This is a genomic window from Blastococcus brunescens (assembly GCF_035320885.1).
In the GTDB taxonomy this organism is placed as follows: Bacteria; Actinomycetota; Actinomycetes; order Mycobacteriales; family Geodermatophilaceae; genus Blastococcus_B; species Blastococcus_B brunescens.
The window spans coordinates 3,382,400-3,399,059 of the sequence record NZ_CP141261.1 but is presented as its reverse complement, the minus strand read 5'-3'; the positions used below and the strand labels follow the sequence as shown (position 1 = coordinate 3,399,059).

The following is a 16,660-nucleotide window of genomic DNA, read 5'->3' as shown; positions in this document are numbered from 1 at the left end:
CGGCGTCGGGCTGCATCAGCCCCAGGAGCATGCGCAGGGTGGTGGTCTTCCCGGCGCCGTTGGGGCCGAGGAAGCCGGTCACCGAACCCGGTTCGACCGTGAAGCCGAGGTCGGAGACCGCCTGCACCTGCCCGAAGGACTTGCTGAGTCCGCGCACCTCGACCCGGACGGGGTCGGCCGTCGCAGTGCTGGCGCTGGAAATGATGTCTCCTCGTCGTGGGCCTGCGGGGTCGCCCCCATCCAAGCGCACCCGGGTGAGCTCCCGGGACCCCTTTCCGGAGGCGGGCGTGCCGTGTCCGCGGACGGCGAACCCCACGATGATCTCGGGATGACCCACGGCACAGGGGTCACATAGAGTGCGCGCCGTGAGCGAGACCTCGAACGCCTACCGGACGGTCGTCGTGGGGACCGACGGCTCGGAGTCCTCCCTGCGCGCGGTCGCGCGGGCGGGAGCCGTGGCCGGCGCGTGCGGCGCCACGCTCGTCATCGCCTGCGCCTACCTGCCCACCGAGGCCGACGACCGCGAGCTCGCCCGGGCGCAGGACGTCCTCCGTGACGAGGCCTACCAGGTCGTGGGCTCGCACCCCGCCGAGGACACCGTCCGCACCGCCGCCGAGCGGGCCGGTGCCGCGGGGGCGACGAAGGTGAGGACGGTCGCCGTCGAGGGCTCGCCGGTGGAGGCGCTGCTGGACGTGGTCCGTCGCGAGAGCGCCGACCTCCTCGTGGTGGGGAACCGGGGACTGGCCGGCATCAAGGGACGGCTGCTGGGCTCGGTGCCGGCCGACGCGACCCGCCGCTCCGAGTGCGACGTGCTCGTCGTCCACACGACCGGCTAGATCGCCGGACTCCCATGGACGACCCGGGGAGGTCGCCGGCCCGAGCGCGCGCGAGGCGCTGGAGCAGCTGCTGCTCGACGGCCCGCGGCGGTACACCCGTCTGCAGGTCGCCGCGCTGGCCGGCATGGAGCCTCAGCGCACCCAGCGGCTGTGGCGCGCGCTCGGCTTCCCGGACGCCGCCGACGACGACCCGGCGTTCACCGATGCCGACGTCGCCGCCCTCGGCGTGCTGTCCGGTCTGATCGACTCCGGCTTCGTCGGGCCCGAGACGGAGGCGTCGATCGCACGGGCCATGGGCCAGTCGCTGTCCCGGCTGGCCGACTGGCAGACCGACATGCTCGCCGACGCCCTCGCGCGGGCCGGTGGCCGCGACGACCGGGCGAACGCGACGGTGGAGGAGGCCATCGAGGCCGCCCGCATGCTGCTCCCGAGGCTGCGCGAGGTCCAGGACTACGTGTGGCGGCGGCACCTCGCGGCCAACGCCGATCGGCTGCTGGCCGCGACGGGGGCGGTGACCGTCGTGAGCTCGCCGTCGGGTTCGCCGACCTGGTCGGGTACACCTCCCGCTCCCGCGGCATGGGCGGGCGCGAGCTCGGGGTCATGGTGGAGGACTTCGAGAGCACCGCCGCCGAGGTCATCGCGCGGCACCACGGCCGGGTGGTGAAGACGGTGGGCGACGGCGTCCTCTTCACGGCCGGCAGTGCGCTCGACGCCATCGAGATCGGGCTGCAGCTGCCGCTGGTCTGGGCCGCCGACGACCGGCCGCCGCTGCGGGTGGGCGCCGCCTACGGACCGGTGCTGACCCGGCTCGGCGACGTCTACTCGCCCGTGGTGAACCTGGCCAGCCGGCTGACGTCCCTGGCCCGGCCCGGGACGATGCTCGTCGACCGGGACCTCGCCGACTGGGTGCGCGAGCACCCGGCGTACCGGGTGCGGCCGCTGCGCCGGGTGTCGGTCCGCGGGTACGACCACCTCCAGCCATGGCTGGTGCGGCGCCGCCAGACGGGGGACGACACCGGCGCCGCGCCGGACGGCTACGACGAGGACTCCTTCGACGACGAGTCCTGACCGGGTGGCACGCTCTCGACCATGAGCGCCACCCTCGTCGCCCGCGGTCTGGCGGCCGGCCACGGTCCCCGCGTGCTGTTCTCCGGCCTCGACCTCGTCGTCGCCCCCGGTGACGTCGTCGGGCTGGTCGGCGTCAACGGCGCCGGCAAGTCGACGCTGCTGCGCACCCTCGCGGGGAGCTGGCCGCCGAGGCCGGCTCCGTCGTCGTGAGCCCGGCGACCGCCACCCTGGGCTACCTGCCGCAGGAGCACGAGCGGCGGACCGGCGAGACCGTTCTCGGCGCGCTCGCGCGCCGCACCGGCGTGGCCGCCGCGCAGACCGCGCTCGACACGGCGACCGACGACCTCGCCGCCGGCCGCGACGGCGCCGACGACGAGTACGGGCACGCGCTCGAGCACTGGCTGGCCCTCGGCGGTGCCGACCTGGAGGAGCGGGCCGGGGAGGTCGTCGCCCAGGTGGCCCCGGGGTGGGCCTGGACACGCCGAGCGCGGGGCTCTCCGGAGGGCAGGCCGCCCGCGTGGGACTGGCCGCGTTGCTGCTGTCCCGCTACGACGTGCTGCTCCTCGACGAGCCGACCAACGACCTCGACCTCGCCGGGCTGGAGCAGCTCGAGCGCTTCGTCGCCGGCTCGCGGTCCGGCATCGTCGTCGTCAGCCACGACCGCGAGTTCCTGTCGCGGACGGTCACCCGCGTCGTCGAGCTGGACCTCGCGCAGCAGCTGGTCCGGGTGCACGACGGCGGGTACGACGCCTATCTGGTGGAGCGGGACGTCGCCCGCCGGCACGCCCGGGAGGAGTACGAGGAGTACGCCGGCACCAAGGCGTCGCTGGAAGCGCGGGCACGCATGCAGCGCAACTGGATGGCCAAGGGCGTGCGCGACTCCATCAAGAAGTCCAAGGACGGCGACAAGCACATCAAGGCCGCCAATCGCGCCTCCTCGGAGAAGCAGGCCGCGAAGGCGAAGCAGACCGACCGGCGGCTCGAGCGGCTCGAGGTGGTGGAGGAACCCCGCAAGGAGTGGGAGCTGCGCCTGGAGATCGCCGCCGCACCCCGCGCCGGGGCGGTCGTCGCCACCCTGCGCGGGGCGATCGTGCGGCGCGGCGACTTCACCCTCGGGCCGGTCGACCTCCAGGTCGACTGGGGTGACCGGCTGGCCATCACCGGTGCCAACGGCTCCGGCAAGTCGACGCTGCTGGCCGCCCTGCTCGGCCGGGTGCCGCTCGACGAGGGCTCGGGATCCCTGGGCCCGGCCGTCCGCCTCGGGGAGATCGACCAGGCCCGCGGTCGCTTCCTCGGCAGCGAACAGCTCATGGACGCCTTCTCCGCGGAGGTGCCCGACTGGCCGACGTCGGAGGTGCGCACGCTGCTGGCGAAGTTCGGCCTGGCCGCCGACCACGTCCTGCGGCCGGCGGACACCCTGTCGCCCGGCGAGCGGACCCGGGCGGCGCTGGCCCTGCTGCAGGCGCGCGGGGTGAACGTCCTGGTCCTGGATGAGCCCACCAACCACCTCGACCTGCCCGCGATCGAGCAGCTGGAGGAGGCGCTGGCCGCCTACGAGGGCACGCTGCTGCTCGTGACCCACGACCGCCGCATGCTCGAGTCGGTCGCCACCACCCGCCGCCTCGAGGTGACCGGGGGCCGCGTCGCGGAGCGCTGACTCAGCCTGAGCCCGCGTCCAGGTCGTCGGTGATCCCGACGGTGTCCATGCCCGCCCACGTCTCCTGCACGTGGTGGGCCAGCACCATCAGGTCGCGCAGCTCGCCGGTGCGGTCGCGGATGTGGTCGCGCAGCAGCGCCTCACCGGTGAAGCCGAGATCGGTGAACAGCGCCAGCGCCGCGCCCTGCTCGGCGACGACCTCCACGACGAGCTTCGACAGGCCCGACGAGACCGCCCCCACCAGGGCCTGCCGGGCCAGCTCCCGGCCCAGTCCGCTGCCCCGCCGGGTCGGCGAGACGACCAGGCGCACCTCGCCGACGTGGTCGGACCACCCGGGCAACGGCCGGACGGCGACGTAGCCGGTCACCTCGTCCGTCCCGTCCGCACCCTCCCCGCCGGTGTCCACGGCCACCCAGCGGCCGCCGGGTGAGGTGTCGGTCGCCCACGACCGCACGGTGTCCGGGTCGGTGACCTCCTCCTTGATGAAGGTGAGGTCGCCCTCGGGCAGCGCCTCGAAGAACCTCAGGAGCGCATCGCAGCGCTCCGGTCCGAGCTCCGTCACCGGCATGTCAGGCCTCCTGGGCTGCGTCGGGCGTGAGCGGATCGCTGCGGCGGCGGACGAAGTCGATGATCGTGGGCACCGTCGTCCTCGCTGCCGTGCGACCGACGACCAGCCCCATGTGCCCGGCGTCTAGGCACAGCTCGTGCTTGTCCGGCGAGCCGACCAGGTCGATCAGCGGCGACGTCGCGTCCGGCGGGACGATGTGGTCGCGGTTGGCCCGCACGGTCAGGAAGGGCACCTGGATGTCGGCCAGCCGCACCGGGTCCCCGCCCACGGTGAGCCGGTCGGTGAGCATCCCGTTCTGGCGCACCAGCATCGCCGCCGTCTCGCGGGCGGCTGCCCCGGGAACGGCACGTGGTCGTCCGACCAGCCGGTCATGGCCTGGTAGGAGGCGACGTAGTCGTCGTTCCAGAGCCGCTCCCACAGGGTGACGTAGCGGGTGACCTCGGCGGTCGGGGTCAGCGCGCGGAAGCCCTGGACGACGATCGACGGCGGGACGTTGCCGTCGGAGTCGAGGACGGAGCCGACGTCCATCCCGCCGACGCTGAAGATGTCGGCGAGCGGGCCCATGTGCCGGAAGTCGACCGGCGTCGCCAGCACGGTCAGGCTGCGCAGCGGTGCGTCGGGATGGTGCGCGGCGTAGAGCAGCGCGAGGTTCCCGCCGAAGCAGTAGCCGAACAGGTTGACCTCGTCGGCGCCGGAGAGCTCGAGGACGCGGTCGATCCCGGCCGGGATGTAGTCGTCGGCGTAGTCCTCGAGCCGGTTCTCCGCGTCGCGCTCGTCGGGCTCGCCCCAGTCGAGCATGTACACGTCGAAGCCGGCCTCCAGCAGCTGCTCGACGAAGCTGTTGCCCGGCGTCAGGTCGAGGATGTAGCTGCGGCTCACCAGGCTGAACACGATCAGCAGCGGCGGTCCGTAGCGGACGCCGCCGTAGGTGTCGGGGTCGTTGCGGTAGTGCCAGAGCTGGGTCCGGCCCCGCTGCCAGACGACGTCCTTGGGGGTCTGCCCGACGCCGGGCCGGTCGACGCCGGCGACGAGCTTGATGCCGTTACGGGCGCGCAGGGCGTTGCGCTCGACGTCGCGCCGGACGCGGTCGAGGACCGTCTGCGGGCTGGGCACCGTCGGCATCGCTGTCCTCCGTGGTCGGGGTGGTCGTCGCACGGGCGGAGCCGGCGCGCCGCCGCTCCTGCTCGAGCTGGATGGTCAGCCGCCGCACCTCGCGGTCGAGCGACCCGATCTGGGCACGCAGCCGGCTGATGTCGCTGCCGGCGGGCAGGTTCACCAGGTGCCAGGCGCGTGCGCTGAGCCCCTGCACCGATCGGGTCGCGACGGTCTGCGCGCGACGGGCCAGGGCGGTTGCCAACGAGAAGTACTCGCTGCGCACGAGGTCCTCGGCGCGCGGAGCGACGGCACGCTCGGCGGCGTCGAACGCCTGGCGCCACAGCGGCGGGGCAGGCGGGGGCGTGCGGGGCGCGGTCATCGCTGTCCCACCTCCTGGGGCACCTCGACCGACCGGCGCAGGATCTTCCCGGTCGGGCCCTTCGGGAGGGCGTCGACCAGCCAGAGGTGCCGCGGGTACTTGTAGGCGGCGACGCGCTCCTTGACGAACACGCGCAGCTCGTCCACCTCGGCGGTGGCGCCGGGCTTCAGCGCGACCGCGGCCGCGACCTCCTCGCCCAGCTCCGGATGGGGGATGCCGATGCAAGCGACCTCGCCGACGGCCGGGTGCTCGTAGAGCGCCTCCTCGATCTCCCGCGGGTAGACGTTGTAGCCGCCGCGGATGATCATCTCCTTCTTGCGGTCGACGATGAAGAAGTAGCCGTCCTCGTCCAGGCGGGCGAGGTCGCCGGTCCGGAACCAGCCGTCGGGGATGGCTTTCGCCGTCTCCTCCGGGCGCTGCCAGTAGCCCTGCATCACGTTCTCGCCGCGGACGGCGATCTCGCCCACCTCGCCGGCCGCGACGTCCGCGCCGTCGTCGTCGACCAGGCGCATCTCGACCCCGGCGATCGGCGTGCCGATCGAGCCGGGCTTCCGTTCCGCGTGCGGGTGGTTGAACGAGGCGACCGGTGAGGTCTCGCTGAGCCCGTAGCCCTCGAGGACGATGCAGCCGAACTGCTCCTCGAAGGACCGCATCACCTCGACCGGCATGGCCGAGCCGCCGGAGACGCACAGCCGCAGGCTGGACACGTCGTGCCCGGACGCCCCTCGGAGTGCAGCATCCCGGCGAACATCGTCGGGACGCCCTCGAAGATCGTCACCCCGTCGCGATCGATGACCGACAGCGCCTTCGCGCCGTCGAAGCGGGGGATCAGTGTGAGCAGCGAGCCCTTCAGGACGGCGGTGTTGAGGCCGCACGTGAGACCGAAGACGTGGAAGAGCGGCAGGCAGCCCATGATCACGTCGTCCTCGGTGTTCTCCGCGAGCGTCTCGGCCGTCGTGCGGCAGTTGCCGGCCAGGTTCGCGTGCGTGAGCTCGGCACCCTTGGGCTGCCCGGTGGTGCCCGACGTGTAGAGGATGACGGCGAGGTCGTCGCCGGACCGCTCCACGGGGGCGCCGAGCGGGTCGACGTCCAGGAGCGCGTCGGGGAGACCGGCCCGACGGTGACCGCGTCGACGCCGACGGTGCCCGCCGCCTCCACGACCGGTTCGGCGGGGTCGAGGGCCACCACCAGCCGCGCGCCGGAGTCGCGCAGGTAGTACTCGACCTCCCGGGCCTTGAGCAGCGGGTTCATCGGGACGACGGTGGCACCGGCGAGCAGGGCGCCGAGAAGACGACCGGGAAGGACAGCACGTTCGGCAGCACCATCCCGACGCGGTCCCCGGCGGAGATGCCGCGGGCCTGCAGGGACGCCGCGACCTTCAGCGCCGCGTCGCGGAAGTCGCCGTAGGTGAGCACGGCGTCGTCCATGCGCAGGGCCGGGCGGTCAGGGTGCGCCTCCGCGGTGTCGAGCAGGTTCTGGGCCAGGTCGGTCACGTCCGTCTGCCTCCCCGTCGAGGTCCCGGACCTCGTCGTCCGGAACGCCGCCCTACCCGCCCGAGAGGTGGCCTACCCCACATCGCGGTTACGGTCGCCGGAGGGACGGACACCGCACGGCGAAGGGGAGCTCGACGATGGCAGACCGCACGATCCTGGAGATGTTCCGGCTGGACGGCCGGGTCGCGATCGTGACGGGGGCGTCGTCGGGTCTCGGCGCCGTCTTCGCGCGGACCCTCGCGGAGGCCGGTGCGGACGTCGTCCTCGGGGCCCGGCGGGTCGACCGCCTCGCCGACACGCAGCAGGCGGTGGAGGCGGCCGGCCGGCGGGCGGTCTCGGTCCGCACCGACGTCGCCCTCCCGGAGGACTGCCAGGGCCTCGTCGACGCCGCGATGGCGGAGTTCGGCAAGGTCGACATCCTGGTGAACAACGCGGGGATCGGCACGGCCGCGCCGGCCACCCGCGAGGCCCCGGAGCAGTTCCGCCAGGTCATCGACGTCAACCTCAACGGCTGCTACTGGATGGCGCAGGCCTGCGGGCGCGTGATGCAGCCGGGCAGCTCCATCGTCAACATCTCCAGCGTGCTGGGCCTCACCACCGCCGGCCTGCCGCAGGCGGCCTACGCGGCGAGCAAGGCGGGGCTGATCGGGCTCACCCGGGATCTCGCCCAGCAGTGGACGGGACGCAAGGGCATCCGCGTCAACGCTCTCGCGCCCGGCTTCTTCACCTCGGAGATGACCGACCAGTACCCCGAGGGTACCTCGAGTCGCAGCTCGCCCGTGTCCTCGTCGGTCGCAAGGGCGACCCGGAGGAGCTGGCGGCCGCCCTGATCTTCCTGGTCAGCGACGCCGGGGGTACGTCACCGGTACCACCATCCCCGTCGAGGGCGGGATGCTGACCAGCTGAGTCAGCCGGCCCGGGTCACCAGCGCGGTGATCCGGTCGAGGATCTGCGGCCACACCTCGCGCGGCAGGTCGTGGCCCATCCCCTCCACGACGAGGAGCTCGGCGCCGGGGATGGCCGCGGCCGTCGCGCGGCCGCCGCTGACGTCGACCAGCGTGTCCTGCGACCCGTGGACGACCAGCGTCGGGACGTCGAGTTCCGCCAGGTCCGGCGTGCGGTCATGGGTGGTCAGGATCGCGGCGAGCTGCCGGGCGACCCCGGCCGGGTCGTGGGCCCGGTCGAAGGAGAGCCCGGCGCGGTCGCGCAGCGCCGCCTCGTCGAACTCGAAGCCGGGGGAGCCGATGACCCGGTAGGTGTCGATCACCCGCTCGATCGCGCCCTCGCGGTCGGTGGCGGCCGGGGCCAGCAGCACGGGCAGCGCGACCTCGGCGGGCGACCCGACGCCGGGCTCGCCGGTCGTCGACATGATCGAGGTGAGGCTGCGGACCCGGTCGGGCGCCTGCACCGCGACCAGCTGGGCGATCATCCCGCCCATCGAGGCTCCGACCAGGTGGACGCCGTCCAGCGCCAGCGCGTCGAGCAGGCCGATCGTGTCGGCGGCCAGGTCGGTCAGTGCGTAGGCGGCCGAGGACGCGTCGCCGCCGAACATCGCCAGGATGTCGGGCGTGCCGGCGCCGTGCAGGTGCGTGGACAGCCCGATGTCCCGGTTGTCGAACCGGACGACGTAGTGGCCCCGCCCGGCCAGGTCGGCGCAGAACTCGTCGGGCCAGCCGATCATCTGCGTGGCCAAACCCATGACGAGGAGGACCGGGGGTCACCGGCGTCGCCGAAGGTCTCGTAGGCGATCTCGAGGTCGCCCACCTGTGCCCGCTGGATGCCGCTGGTCTGCATGCGTCCGGACGCTAGCCGAGCCGCCGGACGCGCATGCGGCGCCCCGGACTGTCGGACCCCGCGGTTGACTCCCGGCCACCGCCGTCCGGGCGGTGACCGAGGACAGGAGACCGCCGTGCCGGTGGAACTGATCGACCCCGACGGATTGCCGAAGTCCGATGCGTACGTCCAGGTGGGCGTGGCCACCGGATCCCGGACGGTCTACGTGTCCGGGCAGGTGGCCCGCACCGCGGAGGGGAGCCCGTCGGTGCCGGTGACCTCGCCGCGCAGGTGGAGCAGGCCTACCTGAACCTGGCCACCGCGCTCTCGGCTGTGGGCGGGAGCTTCGACGACGTCGCCAAGGTGACCGTGTACGTCGTCGACTGGACCGGGTCGAAGATGGCCGCACTCATGGACGGCGCCGGCCGGGTCGCGGCCCGGCTGGGGAGCTTCCCGGTCCGCCCCATGACGCTCGTGGGCGTGGCGGCGCTCGCCGAGCCCGACCTGCTGGTCGAGGTCGAGGCGATCGCGGTGCTGGCGTGAACCGCCCCGGCCCAGATCGGATGAGTGCCCCCGGCAGGATTCGAACCTGCGCCCCTGCCTCCGGAGGGCAGTGCTCTATCCCCTGAGCTACGGGGGCTCGTCCGTTGGTGCGGGGAGAACGCTATCAGCCGTCCGGCGACGGCTGGACGCAGGCCCTCAGGGCGCCGGGAGGGAGTGCCGCCCCGGGCCGCCAGCATGTCGCTCATCGTCCCGGTCTCGGCCGACTGGGTCTGCGCCATCGTGTCGGCCAGCTGTGCGACGGCCGTGACGTCCGCGTGTTCGGCCGCGTACTGCGCCATGTCCAGCCCGCCCTGGTGGTGCCGGATCATGAGGCGGAGGAACTCGACGTCGAACGCCGTCCCGCGCAGCTCGCGGAGGGCCGCGAGCTCCGCCTCGGTCGCCATGCCGGGCATCGACGAGCCGGTCATCGCCATGTCGTGCCCGGAGTGACCGGCGTCCCCGGACATCCAGGCCATGGTGTCGCCGCCGCTCTGCGGCACCCCCACAGCGACAGCCACCCCTGCATCCGCCCGGCCTGGTTCAGCTGCGTCTCCGCGATGTCGAAGGCGAGCTGCTCGACCTCGGGATCGGTGCTGCGCTCGGGCACGAGGTTGGCCATCTCGACCCCTGGAGGTGGTGGCGGGCCATGTCCCGGGAGAACCCGGCCGCCACGGAGTCGGCCGACGGGTCCGCCGTCCGGCCGATCCCGATCGCCACCGCCAGCCCGCCGCCGAGGAGCACGAGCCCGACGGCGATGACGGCCAGGAGGGCGACCCTCAGCGGCCGCTGCCGGTGCTCTGCGGGGGTGGTCACGTCGTCCTCCGACGGGGGCTGGCTGCGGGCTGCCGGGGCGGTGGTCAGGGGGCCCCGGTCTCGGTCGGCTGCGCCTCGGTGGGCTGCGCCTCGGTCGGCTCGGTCCCGGTCGGGTCGGCGCCGTCCGTCGTCGGCATGTCGCTGGGCCCGATCGGCGTGCTGACGTCCTCCGCGGTCAGCGGGTCCGCGGCGAAGGCCGGGTTCTCGCAGCTGGCTCCCGGCTCCGGGAACTCGCCGCTCTTGTAGGTCATCAGATCGGCGAACTGCTTGACGCGGATGTCGTCGGCGCTGTCGACCTTCAGCTGGTGGTTCCAGGACTGGAGGCTGATGGGGAGTCCAGGCCCTCGTACGGCGAGAGCATCCGGCCCGACTCGCCGTCGACCAGCTCGGCCAGCGTGGCGATGTCGTCGTCGCTGACCTCGTCCGGGTTGTAGGTGATCCAGACCGCGCCGTGCTCCAGGCTGTGCACGGCGTTCTCGTGCCGGATGTCCACGTCGTAGACGGTGCCGGTGCAGTCGGCCCAGTTGCCGTCGTGCGCCCCGCCCACGGGCGGGGACTCCTCGTAACTGACGGGGGTCGGCACGTGGTCCTGGCCGGCGGCGTAGTCGAAGGTCTGGGCGCCGTCGATCTCGTCGATCGACGCGACCTTGTTGGCGTTGGACTCGTTCACCTGCACCACGGCGTAGGTGATGACCGCGGCGGCGAACACGACCACCGCGACGGCGGCGGCGATGAGGCCCCAGGGCCGCTGCGGGAGACGACGTTGGCCGCGGGACGGGTACGACCACCCTTGGCGGTGGCGCCTCCCGTGCCGGCAGACCTGCCGTTGCCGCTCGCGGGTTTGCGGTCCTTGGCCAAGGCCTCTCCTCGATGCTCGGTGCAGGGTCGGGGCGCGGATGCCCGTCGGCGAGCATAGGTCGCGTCCCTGTGCGGTCCCTGGGAGCGTGGGATTCCTGGGACCGGGCGGGTCGACGGGGCCGACGGCGCCGGTCAGTACGCTCGTGCGGTGACACCTGAGCAGCTGCGTGACGTCGTCCGGACCGTCGTGGCCGCGGCCGTCGACCGCGGCGCGCTCGCGGTCGAGGTGCCCGCCGAGGTCGTGGTCGAGCGTCCGAAGAACCGGGCGCACGGCGACTACGCCACCAACATCGCCCTCCGGCTGGCCAAGGCCGCGGGCCGGCCGCCCCGCGAGGTCGCCGAGCTGCTGGCCGGCGACCTGGCCGCCGAGCCCGGCATCGCGACGGTCGACGTCGCCGGCCCCGGCTTCCTCAACATCACCCTCGCCCAGGGCGCGCTCGGCCAGATCGCCGTCCAGGCCGTGAGCGCCGGGCCGGCCTACGGCCGGACCCAGGTCCTGGCCGGGCAGAAGCTCAACCTGGAGTTCGTCTCCTCGAACCCGACGGGTCCGGTCCACATCGGCGGCACCCGCTGGGCGGCGGTCGGCGATGCGCTGGGGCGCCTGCTCGAGGCCAGCGGAGCCGACGTCACGCGGGAGTTCTACCTGAACGACGCGGGGGCACAGATCGACCGGTTCGCCAAGAGCCTGCAGGCCGCCGCGCTCGGCCGGCCGGTGCCCGAGGACGGGTACGCCGGGAGCTACATCGGGGAGATCGCCGACAAGGTCGTGGCCCGTGTGCCCGGGCTGCTGGACCGGCCGGCCGACGAGCAGCTGCCGGAGTTCCGCGCCCACGGCGTCGAGCTGATGGTCGCGGAGGTCCGCAGCTCGCTGGTCGCGCTCGGCGTCGAGTTCGACGTCTTCTTCTCCGAGTCCAGCCTGCACGAGTCCGGCGCCCTGGAGAAGGCGGTGGCCCGGCTGCGCGAGCAGGGCAGGTCTTCGAGCGTGACGGGGCCGTCTGGCTGCGGACGACGGACTTCGGCGACGACAAGGACCGGGTCCTCGTCAGGGCCGACGGCGAGCCGACCTACTTCGCCGCCGACTGCGCCTATTACCTGGACAAGCGGGCGCGGGGCTTCGACCGCGTCGTGATCATGCTGGCTGCTGACCATTCCGGCTACGTGGGCCGCTACAAGGCACTCGTGGCGGCGACCGGCGACGACCCGCAGGCCCATCTCGAGATCCTCATCGGCCAGCTGGTCAACCTGCTGCGGGACGGCGAGCCGGTGCGGATGAGCAAGCGCGCGGGCAACGTCATCACCCTCGACGACCTGGTCGAGGCCATCGGCGTCGACGCGACCAGGTACGCATTGGCCCGTGCGTCCGTCGACCAGCAGATCGACGTGGACGTCGACCAGTGGACGCGGAAGACCAACGACAACCCGGTCTTCTACGTCCAGTACGCCCACGCCCGGATCTCCTCGGTGCTGCGCAACGCCACCGACCTGGGCCTGGCCCTGGGGAGGCGCCGGACGTCGACGTCACCCTGCTCGGGCACGAGCGGGAGACCGACCTGCTCCGCGCGATCGGCGAGTTCCCGCGGGTGCTGACCGCGGCCGCGGAGCTCCGGGCACCGCACCGGGTCGCGCGCTACCTCGAGGAGCTGGCCGGCACCTACCACCGGTTCTACGACTCCTGCCGGGTGCTGCCCCGGGGCGACGAGGAGGCCACCGCGTTGACCACGGCGCGGCTGTGGCTGTGCGCCGCGACCGCGACGGTGCTGCGCAACGGTCTCGACGTCCTCGGCGTGAGCGCCCCGGAGCGGATGTGAGGGCGCACCCGGCCGGGCCGCTCCACGGGAACATCTCCCAGCCGACCGCTGCGGGCGCGCCGCCGAGCGACCTCGGCGTCCTGGACCCGCAGGTGTGGCCGCGCTCGGCCGAGCGGGTCGACGGCGTGCTGCACCTGGGCGGCCGCGCGGTCACCGAGCTGGCCCGCGAGCACGGCACCCCGCTGTTCGTCCTCGACGAGGGCGACTTCCGCGGCCGGGCGGCGGACTTCGCCACGGCCTTCGCCGACGCCGACGTGCACTACGCCTCGAAGGCGTTCCTCTGCGGTCAGGTCGCGCGCTGGATCGCCGACGACGGGCTGCACCTCGACGCCTGCAGCGGCAACGAGCTCTCCCTCGCCCTGGCCGCAGGCTTCCCGGCCGACCGCATCGCGCTGCACGGCAACAACAAGTCCCTCCTCGAGCTCCGGCTGGCGGTGGACTCCGGGATCGGGCACATCGTGCTCGACTCCTTCGACGAGATCGACCGGCTCGTCCCGCTGGCGGAGGCTCGGGTGTCCGACGGTGGCGCGCCGGTCCCGGTGCTGATCCGCGCGACGGTGGGCATCGAGGCGCACACCCACGAGTTCATCGCGACGGCGCACGAGGACCAGAAGTTCGGCTTCTCCCTGGCCACCGGTGACGCGCTCACCGCCGCCGTCCGGGTGATCCGGGAGCCGGCGCTGCGGCTCGCCGGGCTGCACAGCCACATCGGCTCGCAGATCTTCGACACGGCCGGCTTCGAGGCCGCCGCCCACCGCGTCGTCGGGCTCCTCGGCCAGGTCCAGCAGGCCACCGGCGAGCTGCTGGCGGAGCTGAACCTGGGCGGTGGTTTCGGCATCGCCTACCTGGCCGAGGACGACCCGGTCACCCCCGACGACGTCGCCACGCGGCTCCGGACCGTGGTCGCCGCGGAGTGCGCCGCGCTCGGGCTGCCGGTGCCCCGCCTGGCCGTCGAGCCCGGCCGCGCCATCGCCGGCCCCGGCACCGTCACCCTCTACGAGATCGGCACGATCAAGCCGGTGCGGCTGGGCGCGAGCGGCGCCCCGGGGACACCGATGGTGCGCAACTACGTCTCCGTCGACGGCGGCATGAGCGACAACATCCGCACCGCGCTCTACGACGCGAGCTACACCTGCGTGCTGGCCAACCGCACCTCCGACGCCCCGGCGGCGCTGTGCCGGGTGGTGGGCAAGCACTGCGAGAGCGGCGACATCCTGGTCCGCGACCTGTGGCTGCCCTCGGACGTGCAGCCCGGCGACCTGCTCGCGGTGGCGGCCACCGGCGCCTACTGCTGGTCGATGGCGAGCAACTACAACTACCTGCTCAAGCCCCCGGTGGTCGCCGTCCGGGACGGCGCGGCCACCGAGATCGTCCGGCGTCAGACACTGTCGGACGTGTTCGCCCTCGACGCCGTCCTCGCCGGCACGGCCGCGCCCTCCCCGGCGCCGTCGCAGCCCGCGCCCGAGCACCCCGTGGGAGCCCAGTCGTGACGTCTCCGCAGTCCCGGCCCCTGAAGGTCGCCCTGCTCGGCTGCGGAACGGTCGGGAGCGCGGTCCTGCGGCTGATCGGCGAGCAGGCTCACGACCTCACCGCCCGGGTCGGGCGGCCGGTCGAGGTGGCCGGTATCGCGGTCCGGCGCCCGGACCACCACCCCGACGTCCCCCAGCACCTGCTCACCACCGACGCGCAGACCCTCGTCACCCGGGAGGACGTCGACCTCGTGGTCGAGGTCATCGGTGGCATCGAGCCGGCCCGCACGCTGATCCTCGCCGCGCTCGAGTCGGGCAAGTCGGTGGTGAGCGCCAACAAGGCGCTCCTGGCCGACGACGGTCCGCTGCTGCACGCCACCGCCGCGAAGTGCGGCGTCGACCTCTACTACGAGGCCGCGGTGGCCGGCGCGATCCCGCTGCTGAGGCCGCTGCGCGAGTCGCTGGCCGGTGACCAGCTCCGCCGCGTCGTCGGCATCGTCAACGGCACGACCAACTACATCCTGTCGCGCATGGCCGAGACCGGCGCCGGCTTCGCCGAGGCGCTGGCCGAGGCCACCGAGCTCGGGTACGCCGAGGCCGACCCGACCGCCGACGTCGACGGCTTCGACGCCGCGGCCAAGGCCGCGATCCTCGCGTCGCTGGCCTTCCACACGCCGGTGTCGGCCGCGGACGTGTACCGCGAGGGCATCTCCGCGGTGTCGGCCACCGACGTGGCGCGCGCGGCCGAGATCGGCTGCACCGTCAAGCTGCTGGCGATCTGCGAGCGGGTCGGGAACGGGGACGGGGACTCCGTCGCGGTCCGGGTGCACCCGGCGATGATCCCGACCAGCCACCCGCTGGCCTCGGTGGGCGGCGCCTTCAACGCCGTGTTCGTGGAGGCCGAGGCGGCCGGGCAGCTGATGTTCTACGGGCAGGGCGCCGGGGGCGAGCCGACCGCCAGCGCGGTGCTCGGCGACCTCGTGGCCGTCGCTCGCAACCGGCTGGCCGGGGCGTCGGGACAGGGGCCGACGGGCTACGCGAACCTCGCTGTCCGGCCGATCGCCGACACCCCGACCCGCTACCACGTCAGCCTCGACGTCGCCGACAAGCCCGGTGTGCTGGCGACCGTCGCGCAGGAGTTCGCCCGGCACGAGGTGAGCATCGCCACCGTCCGCCAGAACGGGCACGGCGACGCCGCGACCCTGGTCATCGTCACGCACAGCGCCCCCGACTCGGCGCTGTCTGCCACGATCTCCGCGCTGCGGGACATGCCCGCCGTCCGGGGCGTCACCAGCGTCCTGCGTGTGGAGGGGTTGTCATGAGCATCTCGCCGACGACGGTGTCGCCCGGCTGGCCGGGACTGATCGAGGCCTACCGTTCGCGCCTGCCGGTCAGCGCCGACACCCCTGTCGTGACCCTCCAGGAGGGCGCGACCCCGCTGCTGCCGGCACCCGAGCTTTCCCGCCGCACCGGGTGCGAGGTGTTCCTCAAGGTCGAGGGCGCCAACCCCACCGGTTCCTTCAAGGACCGCGGCATGACGATGGCCATCACCAAGGCCGTCGAGGAGGGGTCGAAGGCGGTCATCTGCGCCTCGACCGGCAACACCAGCGCCAGCGCCGCCGCCTATGCCGCCCGCGCCGGGCTCACCTGCGCCGTGCTGGTGCCGCAGGGGAAGATCGCCATGGGCAAGCTGGCCCAGGCGCTCGTGCACGGCGCCCAGCTGCTCCAGGTCGAGGGCAACTTCGACGACTGCCTGGCGTTGGCCAGCAAGCTGGCGATCGACTACCCGGTCAGCCTGGTCAACAGCGTCAACCAGTACCGCATCGAGGGGCAGAAGACAGCGTCGTTCGAGATCGTCGACGTCCTGGGCGACGCCCCGACATCCACTGCCTGCCGGTCGGCAACGCGGGCAACATCACCGCCTACTGGCAGGGCTACCGCGAGTACTGCGTCGACTCCGAGGTTCCCGGCCCGGCCACCCGCCGGCCGCGGATGTGGGGCTTCCAGGCCGCCGGTGCCGCGCCGATCGTCAGCGGCCAGGTCGTGGAGAACCCCAGCACGATCGCGACCGCGATCCGGATCGGCAACCCGGCGTCGTGGACCAAGGCGCTGGCCGCCCGTGACGAGTCGGGCGGCCGGATCGACGCCGTCACCGACCGCGCGATCCTGTCCGCCTACCGGCTCCTGGCGCGCAGCGAGGCGGTGTTCGTGGAGCCGGCATCCGCGGCGTCCGTCGCCGGGCTGCTGCAGGTCGCCGCGGCCGGCGAGCTGGAGCCCGGGCAGCGGATCGTCTGCACGGT

The 16,660-nt window shown here is 73.4% G+C and carries 22 protein-coding genes, 1 tRNA gene and 7 pseudogenes; 15 read left to right on the top strand and 15 right to left on the bottom strand.

The features are described 5' to 3' along the window. Positions 1 to 25 precede the first annotated feature (25 nt). Positions 26 to 82: pseudogene (locus U6N30_RS22845) on the bottom strand (hypothetical protein); the annotation flags it as partial. Between the two features lie 283 nt (positions 83 to 365). Between U6N30_RS22845 and U6N30_RS22840 the strand changes: the two are divergent. The 5 genes from U6N30_RS22840 to U6N30_RS22820 all read left to right on the top strand — a co-directional run bounded on the left by U6N30_RS22840 (position 366) and on the right by U6N30_RS22820 (position 3,561). Further along, a complete protein-coding gene (locus tag U6N30_RS22840; RefSeq protein WP_324274083.1) occupies positions 366 to 836 on the top strand; it encodes a universal stress protein in 471 nt (156 codons plus the stop codon). A gap of 124 nt (positions 837 to 960) precedes the next feature. Continuing rightward, entirely contained in the window at positions 961 to 1,500 is a 540-nt protein-coding gene (locus U6N30_RS22835; RefSeq protein WP_324274082.1) for a hypothetical protein, read from the top strand. After that, positions 1,413 to 1,904 (top strand): adenylate/guanylate cyclase domain-containing protein, encoded by a 492-nt coding sequence (locus tag U6N30_RS22830; protein WP_324274081.1) that lies wholly within the window; start codon positions 1,413 to 1,415, stop codon positions 1,902 to 1,904. The genes U6N30_RS22835 and U6N30_RS22830 overlap by 88 nt, the downstream gene beginning before the upstream one ends. Positions 1,905 to 1,925: 21 nt before the next feature. Continuing rightward, complete coding sequence (locus U6N30_RS22825) at positions 1,926 to 2,114, top strand: ATP-binding cassette domain-containing protein (RefSeq protein WP_324274080.1); 189 nt, start codon at positions 1,926 to 1,928, stop codon at positions 2,112 to 2,114. A gap of 256 nt (positions 2,115 to 2,370) precedes the next feature. Continuing rightward, entirely contained in the window at positions 2,371 to 3,561 is a 1,191-nt protein-coding gene (locus tag U6N30_RS22820) for an ABC-F family ATP-binding cassette domain-containing protein (RefSeq protein WP_324274079.1), read from the top strand. 1 nt (position 3,562) lies between these two features. Here the strand turns inward: U6N30_RS22820 and U6N30_RS22815 are convergent, their stop codons facing one another. The 7 genes and pseudogenes from U6N30_RS22815 to U6N30_RS22785 form a co-directional block, all read right to left on the bottom strand. Further along, positions 3,563 to 4,129: a GNAT family N-acetyltransferase gene (locus U6N30_RS22815; protein ID WP_324274078.1), complete on the bottom strand. Its 567-nt coding sequence runs from the start codon at positions 4,127 to 4,129 to the stop codon at positions 3,563 to 3,565. A gap of 1 nt (position 4,130) precedes the next feature. Next, a complete protein-coding gene (locus U6N30_RS22810) occupies positions 4,131 to 4,397 on the bottom strand; it encodes a hypothetical protein (RefSeq protein WP_324274077.1) in 267 nt (88 codons plus the stop codon). Beyond that, complete coding sequence (locus U6N30_RS22805; RefSeq protein WP_324274076.1) at positions 4,349 to 5,251, bottom strand: alpha/beta fold hydrolase; 903 nt, start codon at positions 5,249 to 5,251, stop codon at positions 4,349 to 4,351. Before U6N30_RS22805 ends, U6N30_RS22810 begins: the two co-directional genes overlap by 49 nt. Beyond that, entirely contained in the window at positions 5,172 to 5,603 is a 432-nt protein-coding gene (locus U6N30_RS22800; RefSeq protein ID WP_324274075.1) for a hypothetical protein, read from the bottom strand. The genes U6N30_RS22805 and U6N30_RS22800 overlap by 80 nt, the downstream gene beginning before the upstream one ends. Further along, on the bottom strand, positions 5,600 to 5,911 hold the full coding sequence (locus U6N30_RS22795) for an AMP-binding enzyme (protein ID WP_324278425.1): 312 nt from the start codon (positions 5,909 to 5,911) through the stop codon (positions 5,600 to 5,602). Before U6N30_RS22795 ends, U6N30_RS22800 begins: the two co-directional genes overlap by 4 nt. A gap of 171 nt (positions 5,912 to 6,082) precedes the next feature. After that, positions 6,083 to 6,669, bottom strand: a pseudogene (locus U6N30_RS22790) (AMP-binding protein); the annotation flags it as partial. 131 nt (positions 6,670 to 6,800) lie between these two features. Then, a pseudogene (locus U6N30_RS22785) lies at positions 6,801 to 7,030 on the bottom strand (AMP-binding protein); the annotation flags it as partial. Between the two features lie 203 nt (positions 7,031 to 7,233). Here U6N30_RS22785 and U6N30_RS22780 point away from each other — a divergent pair. Then, the gene (locus U6N30_RS22780) at positions 7,234 to 7,926 is read left to right on the top strand and encodes an SDR family NAD(P)-dependent oxidoreductase (protein WP_324274074.1); all 693 of its coding nucleotides are present in this window, start codon (positions 7,234 to 7,236) and stop codon (positions 7,924 to 7,926) included. Positions 7,927 to 8,003: 77 nt separating this feature from the next. Here U6N30_RS22780 and U6N30_RS22775 read toward each other — a convergent pair whose 3' ends face one another. Further along, a complete protein-coding gene (locus tag U6N30_RS22775) occupies positions 8,004 to 8,795 on the bottom strand; it encodes an alpha/beta fold hydrolase (RefSeq protein ID WP_324274073.1) in 792 nt (263 codons plus the stop codon). 210 nt (positions 8,796 to 9,005) lie between these two features. Here U6N30_RS22775 and U6N30_RS22770 point away from each other — a divergent pair, with 210 nt between their 5' ends. Both U6N30_RS22770 and U6N30_RS22765 read left to right on the top strand, forming a co-directional pair. After that, a complete protein-coding gene (locus U6N30_RS22770) occupies positions 9,006 to 9,179 on the top strand; it encodes a hypothetical protein (protein ID WP_324274072.1) in 174 nt (57 codons plus the stop codon). After that, on the top strand, positions 9,161 to 9,412 hold the full coding sequence (locus tag U6N30_RS22765) for a RidA family protein (RefSeq protein ID WP_324274071.1): 252 nt from the start codon (positions 9,161 to 9,163) through the stop codon (positions 9,410 to 9,412). The genes U6N30_RS22770 and U6N30_RS22765 overlap by 19 nt, the downstream gene beginning before the upstream one ends. Positions 9,413 to 9,437: 25 nt before the next feature. Here the strand turns inward: U6N30_RS22765 and U6N30_RS22760 are convergent. The 6 genes and pseudogenes from U6N30_RS22760 to U6N30_RS22735 form a co-directional block, all read right to left on the bottom strand. Further along, positions 9,438 to 9,509 (bottom strand) — tRNA-Arg (locus tag U6N30_RS22760). 154 nt (positions 9,510 to 9,663) lie between these two features. After that, positions 9,664 to 9,816 (bottom strand): annotated as a pseudogene (locus U6N30_RS22755) (DUF305 domain-containing protein); the annotation flags it as partial. A gap of 20 nt (positions 9,817 to 9,836) precedes the next feature. Further along, on the bottom strand, positions 9,837 to 10,031 hold the full coding sequence (locus tag U6N30_RS22750; RefSeq protein WP_324274070.1) for a DUF305 domain-containing protein: 195 nt from the start codon (positions 10,029 to 10,031) through the stop codon (positions 9,837 to 9,839). Then, positions 9,953 to 10,225 (bottom strand): hypothetical protein, encoded by a 273-nt coding sequence (locus U6N30_RS22745; RefSeq protein WP_324278606.1) that lies wholly within the window; start codon positions 10,223 to 10,225, stop codon positions 9,953 to 9,955. The genes U6N30_RS22750 and U6N30_RS22745 overlap by 79 nt, the downstream gene beginning before the upstream one ends. A gap of 44 nt (positions 10,226 to 10,269) precedes the next feature. Continuing rightward, a complete protein-coding gene (locus U6N30_RS22740) occupies positions 10,270 to 10,476 on the bottom strand; it encodes a hypothetical protein (protein WP_324278605.1) in 207 nt (68 codons plus the stop codon). Positions 10,477 to 10,488: 12 nt separating this feature from the next. Continuing rightward, positions 10,489 to 10,772 (bottom strand): annotated as a pseudogene (locus tag U6N30_RS22735) (DUF3105 domain-containing protein); the annotation flags it as partial. Between the two features lie 459 nt (positions 10,773 to 11,231). Between U6N30_RS22735 and argS the strand changes: the two are divergent. From argS to thrC, 7 genes and pseudogenes are all read left to right on the top strand, one after another. Further along, on the top strand, positions 11,232 to 12,212 hold the full coding sequence (gene argS / locus U6N30_RS22730) for an arginine--tRNA ligase domain-containing protein (protein WP_324274069.1): 981 nt from the start codon (positions 11,232 to 11,234) through the stop codon (positions 12,210 to 12,212). Beyond that, positions 12,110 to 12,343 (top strand): annotated as a pseudogene (locus U6N30_RS22725) (arginine--tRNA ligase); the annotation flags it as partial. The gene argS and the pseudogene U6N30_RS22725, both read left to right, overlap by 103 nt. Positions 12,344 to 12,352: 9 nt before the next feature. Beyond that, positions 12,353 to 12,670 (top strand): hypothetical protein, encoded by a 318-nt coding sequence (locus tag U6N30_RS22720; RefSeq protein ID WP_324278424.1) that lies wholly within the window; start codon positions 12,353 to 12,355, stop codon positions 12,668 to 12,670. Next, complete coding sequence (locus tag U6N30_RS22715) at positions 12,607 to 12,891, top strand: DALR anticodon-binding domain-containing protein (RefSeq protein WP_324278423.1); 285 nt, start codon at positions 12,607 to 12,609, stop codon at positions 12,889 to 12,891. The genes U6N30_RS22720 and U6N30_RS22715 overlap by 64 nt, the downstream gene beginning before the upstream one ends. Continuing rightward, complete coding sequence (lysA, locus tag U6N30_RS22710; protein WP_324274068.1) at positions 12,888 to 14,381, top strand: diaminopimelate decarboxylase; 1,494 nt, start codon at positions 12,888 to 12,890, stop codon at positions 14,379 to 14,381. Before U6N30_RS22715 ends, lysA begins: the two co-directional genes overlap by 4 nt. Next, on the top strand, positions 14,378 to 15,682 hold the full coding sequence (locus U6N30_RS22705) for a homoserine dehydrogenase (protein WP_324274067.1): 1,305 nt from the start codon (positions 14,378 to 14,380) through the stop codon (positions 15,680 to 15,682). The genes lysA and U6N30_RS22705 overlap by 4 nt, the downstream gene beginning before the upstream one ends. Then, positions 15,679 to 16,607: pseudogene (thrC, locus tag U6N30_RS34480) on the top strand (threonine synthase); the annotation flags it as partial. The gene U6N30_RS22705 and the pseudogene thrC, both read left to right, overlap by 4 nt. Between the last annotated feature and the right edge of the window lie 53 nt (positions 16,608 to 16,660).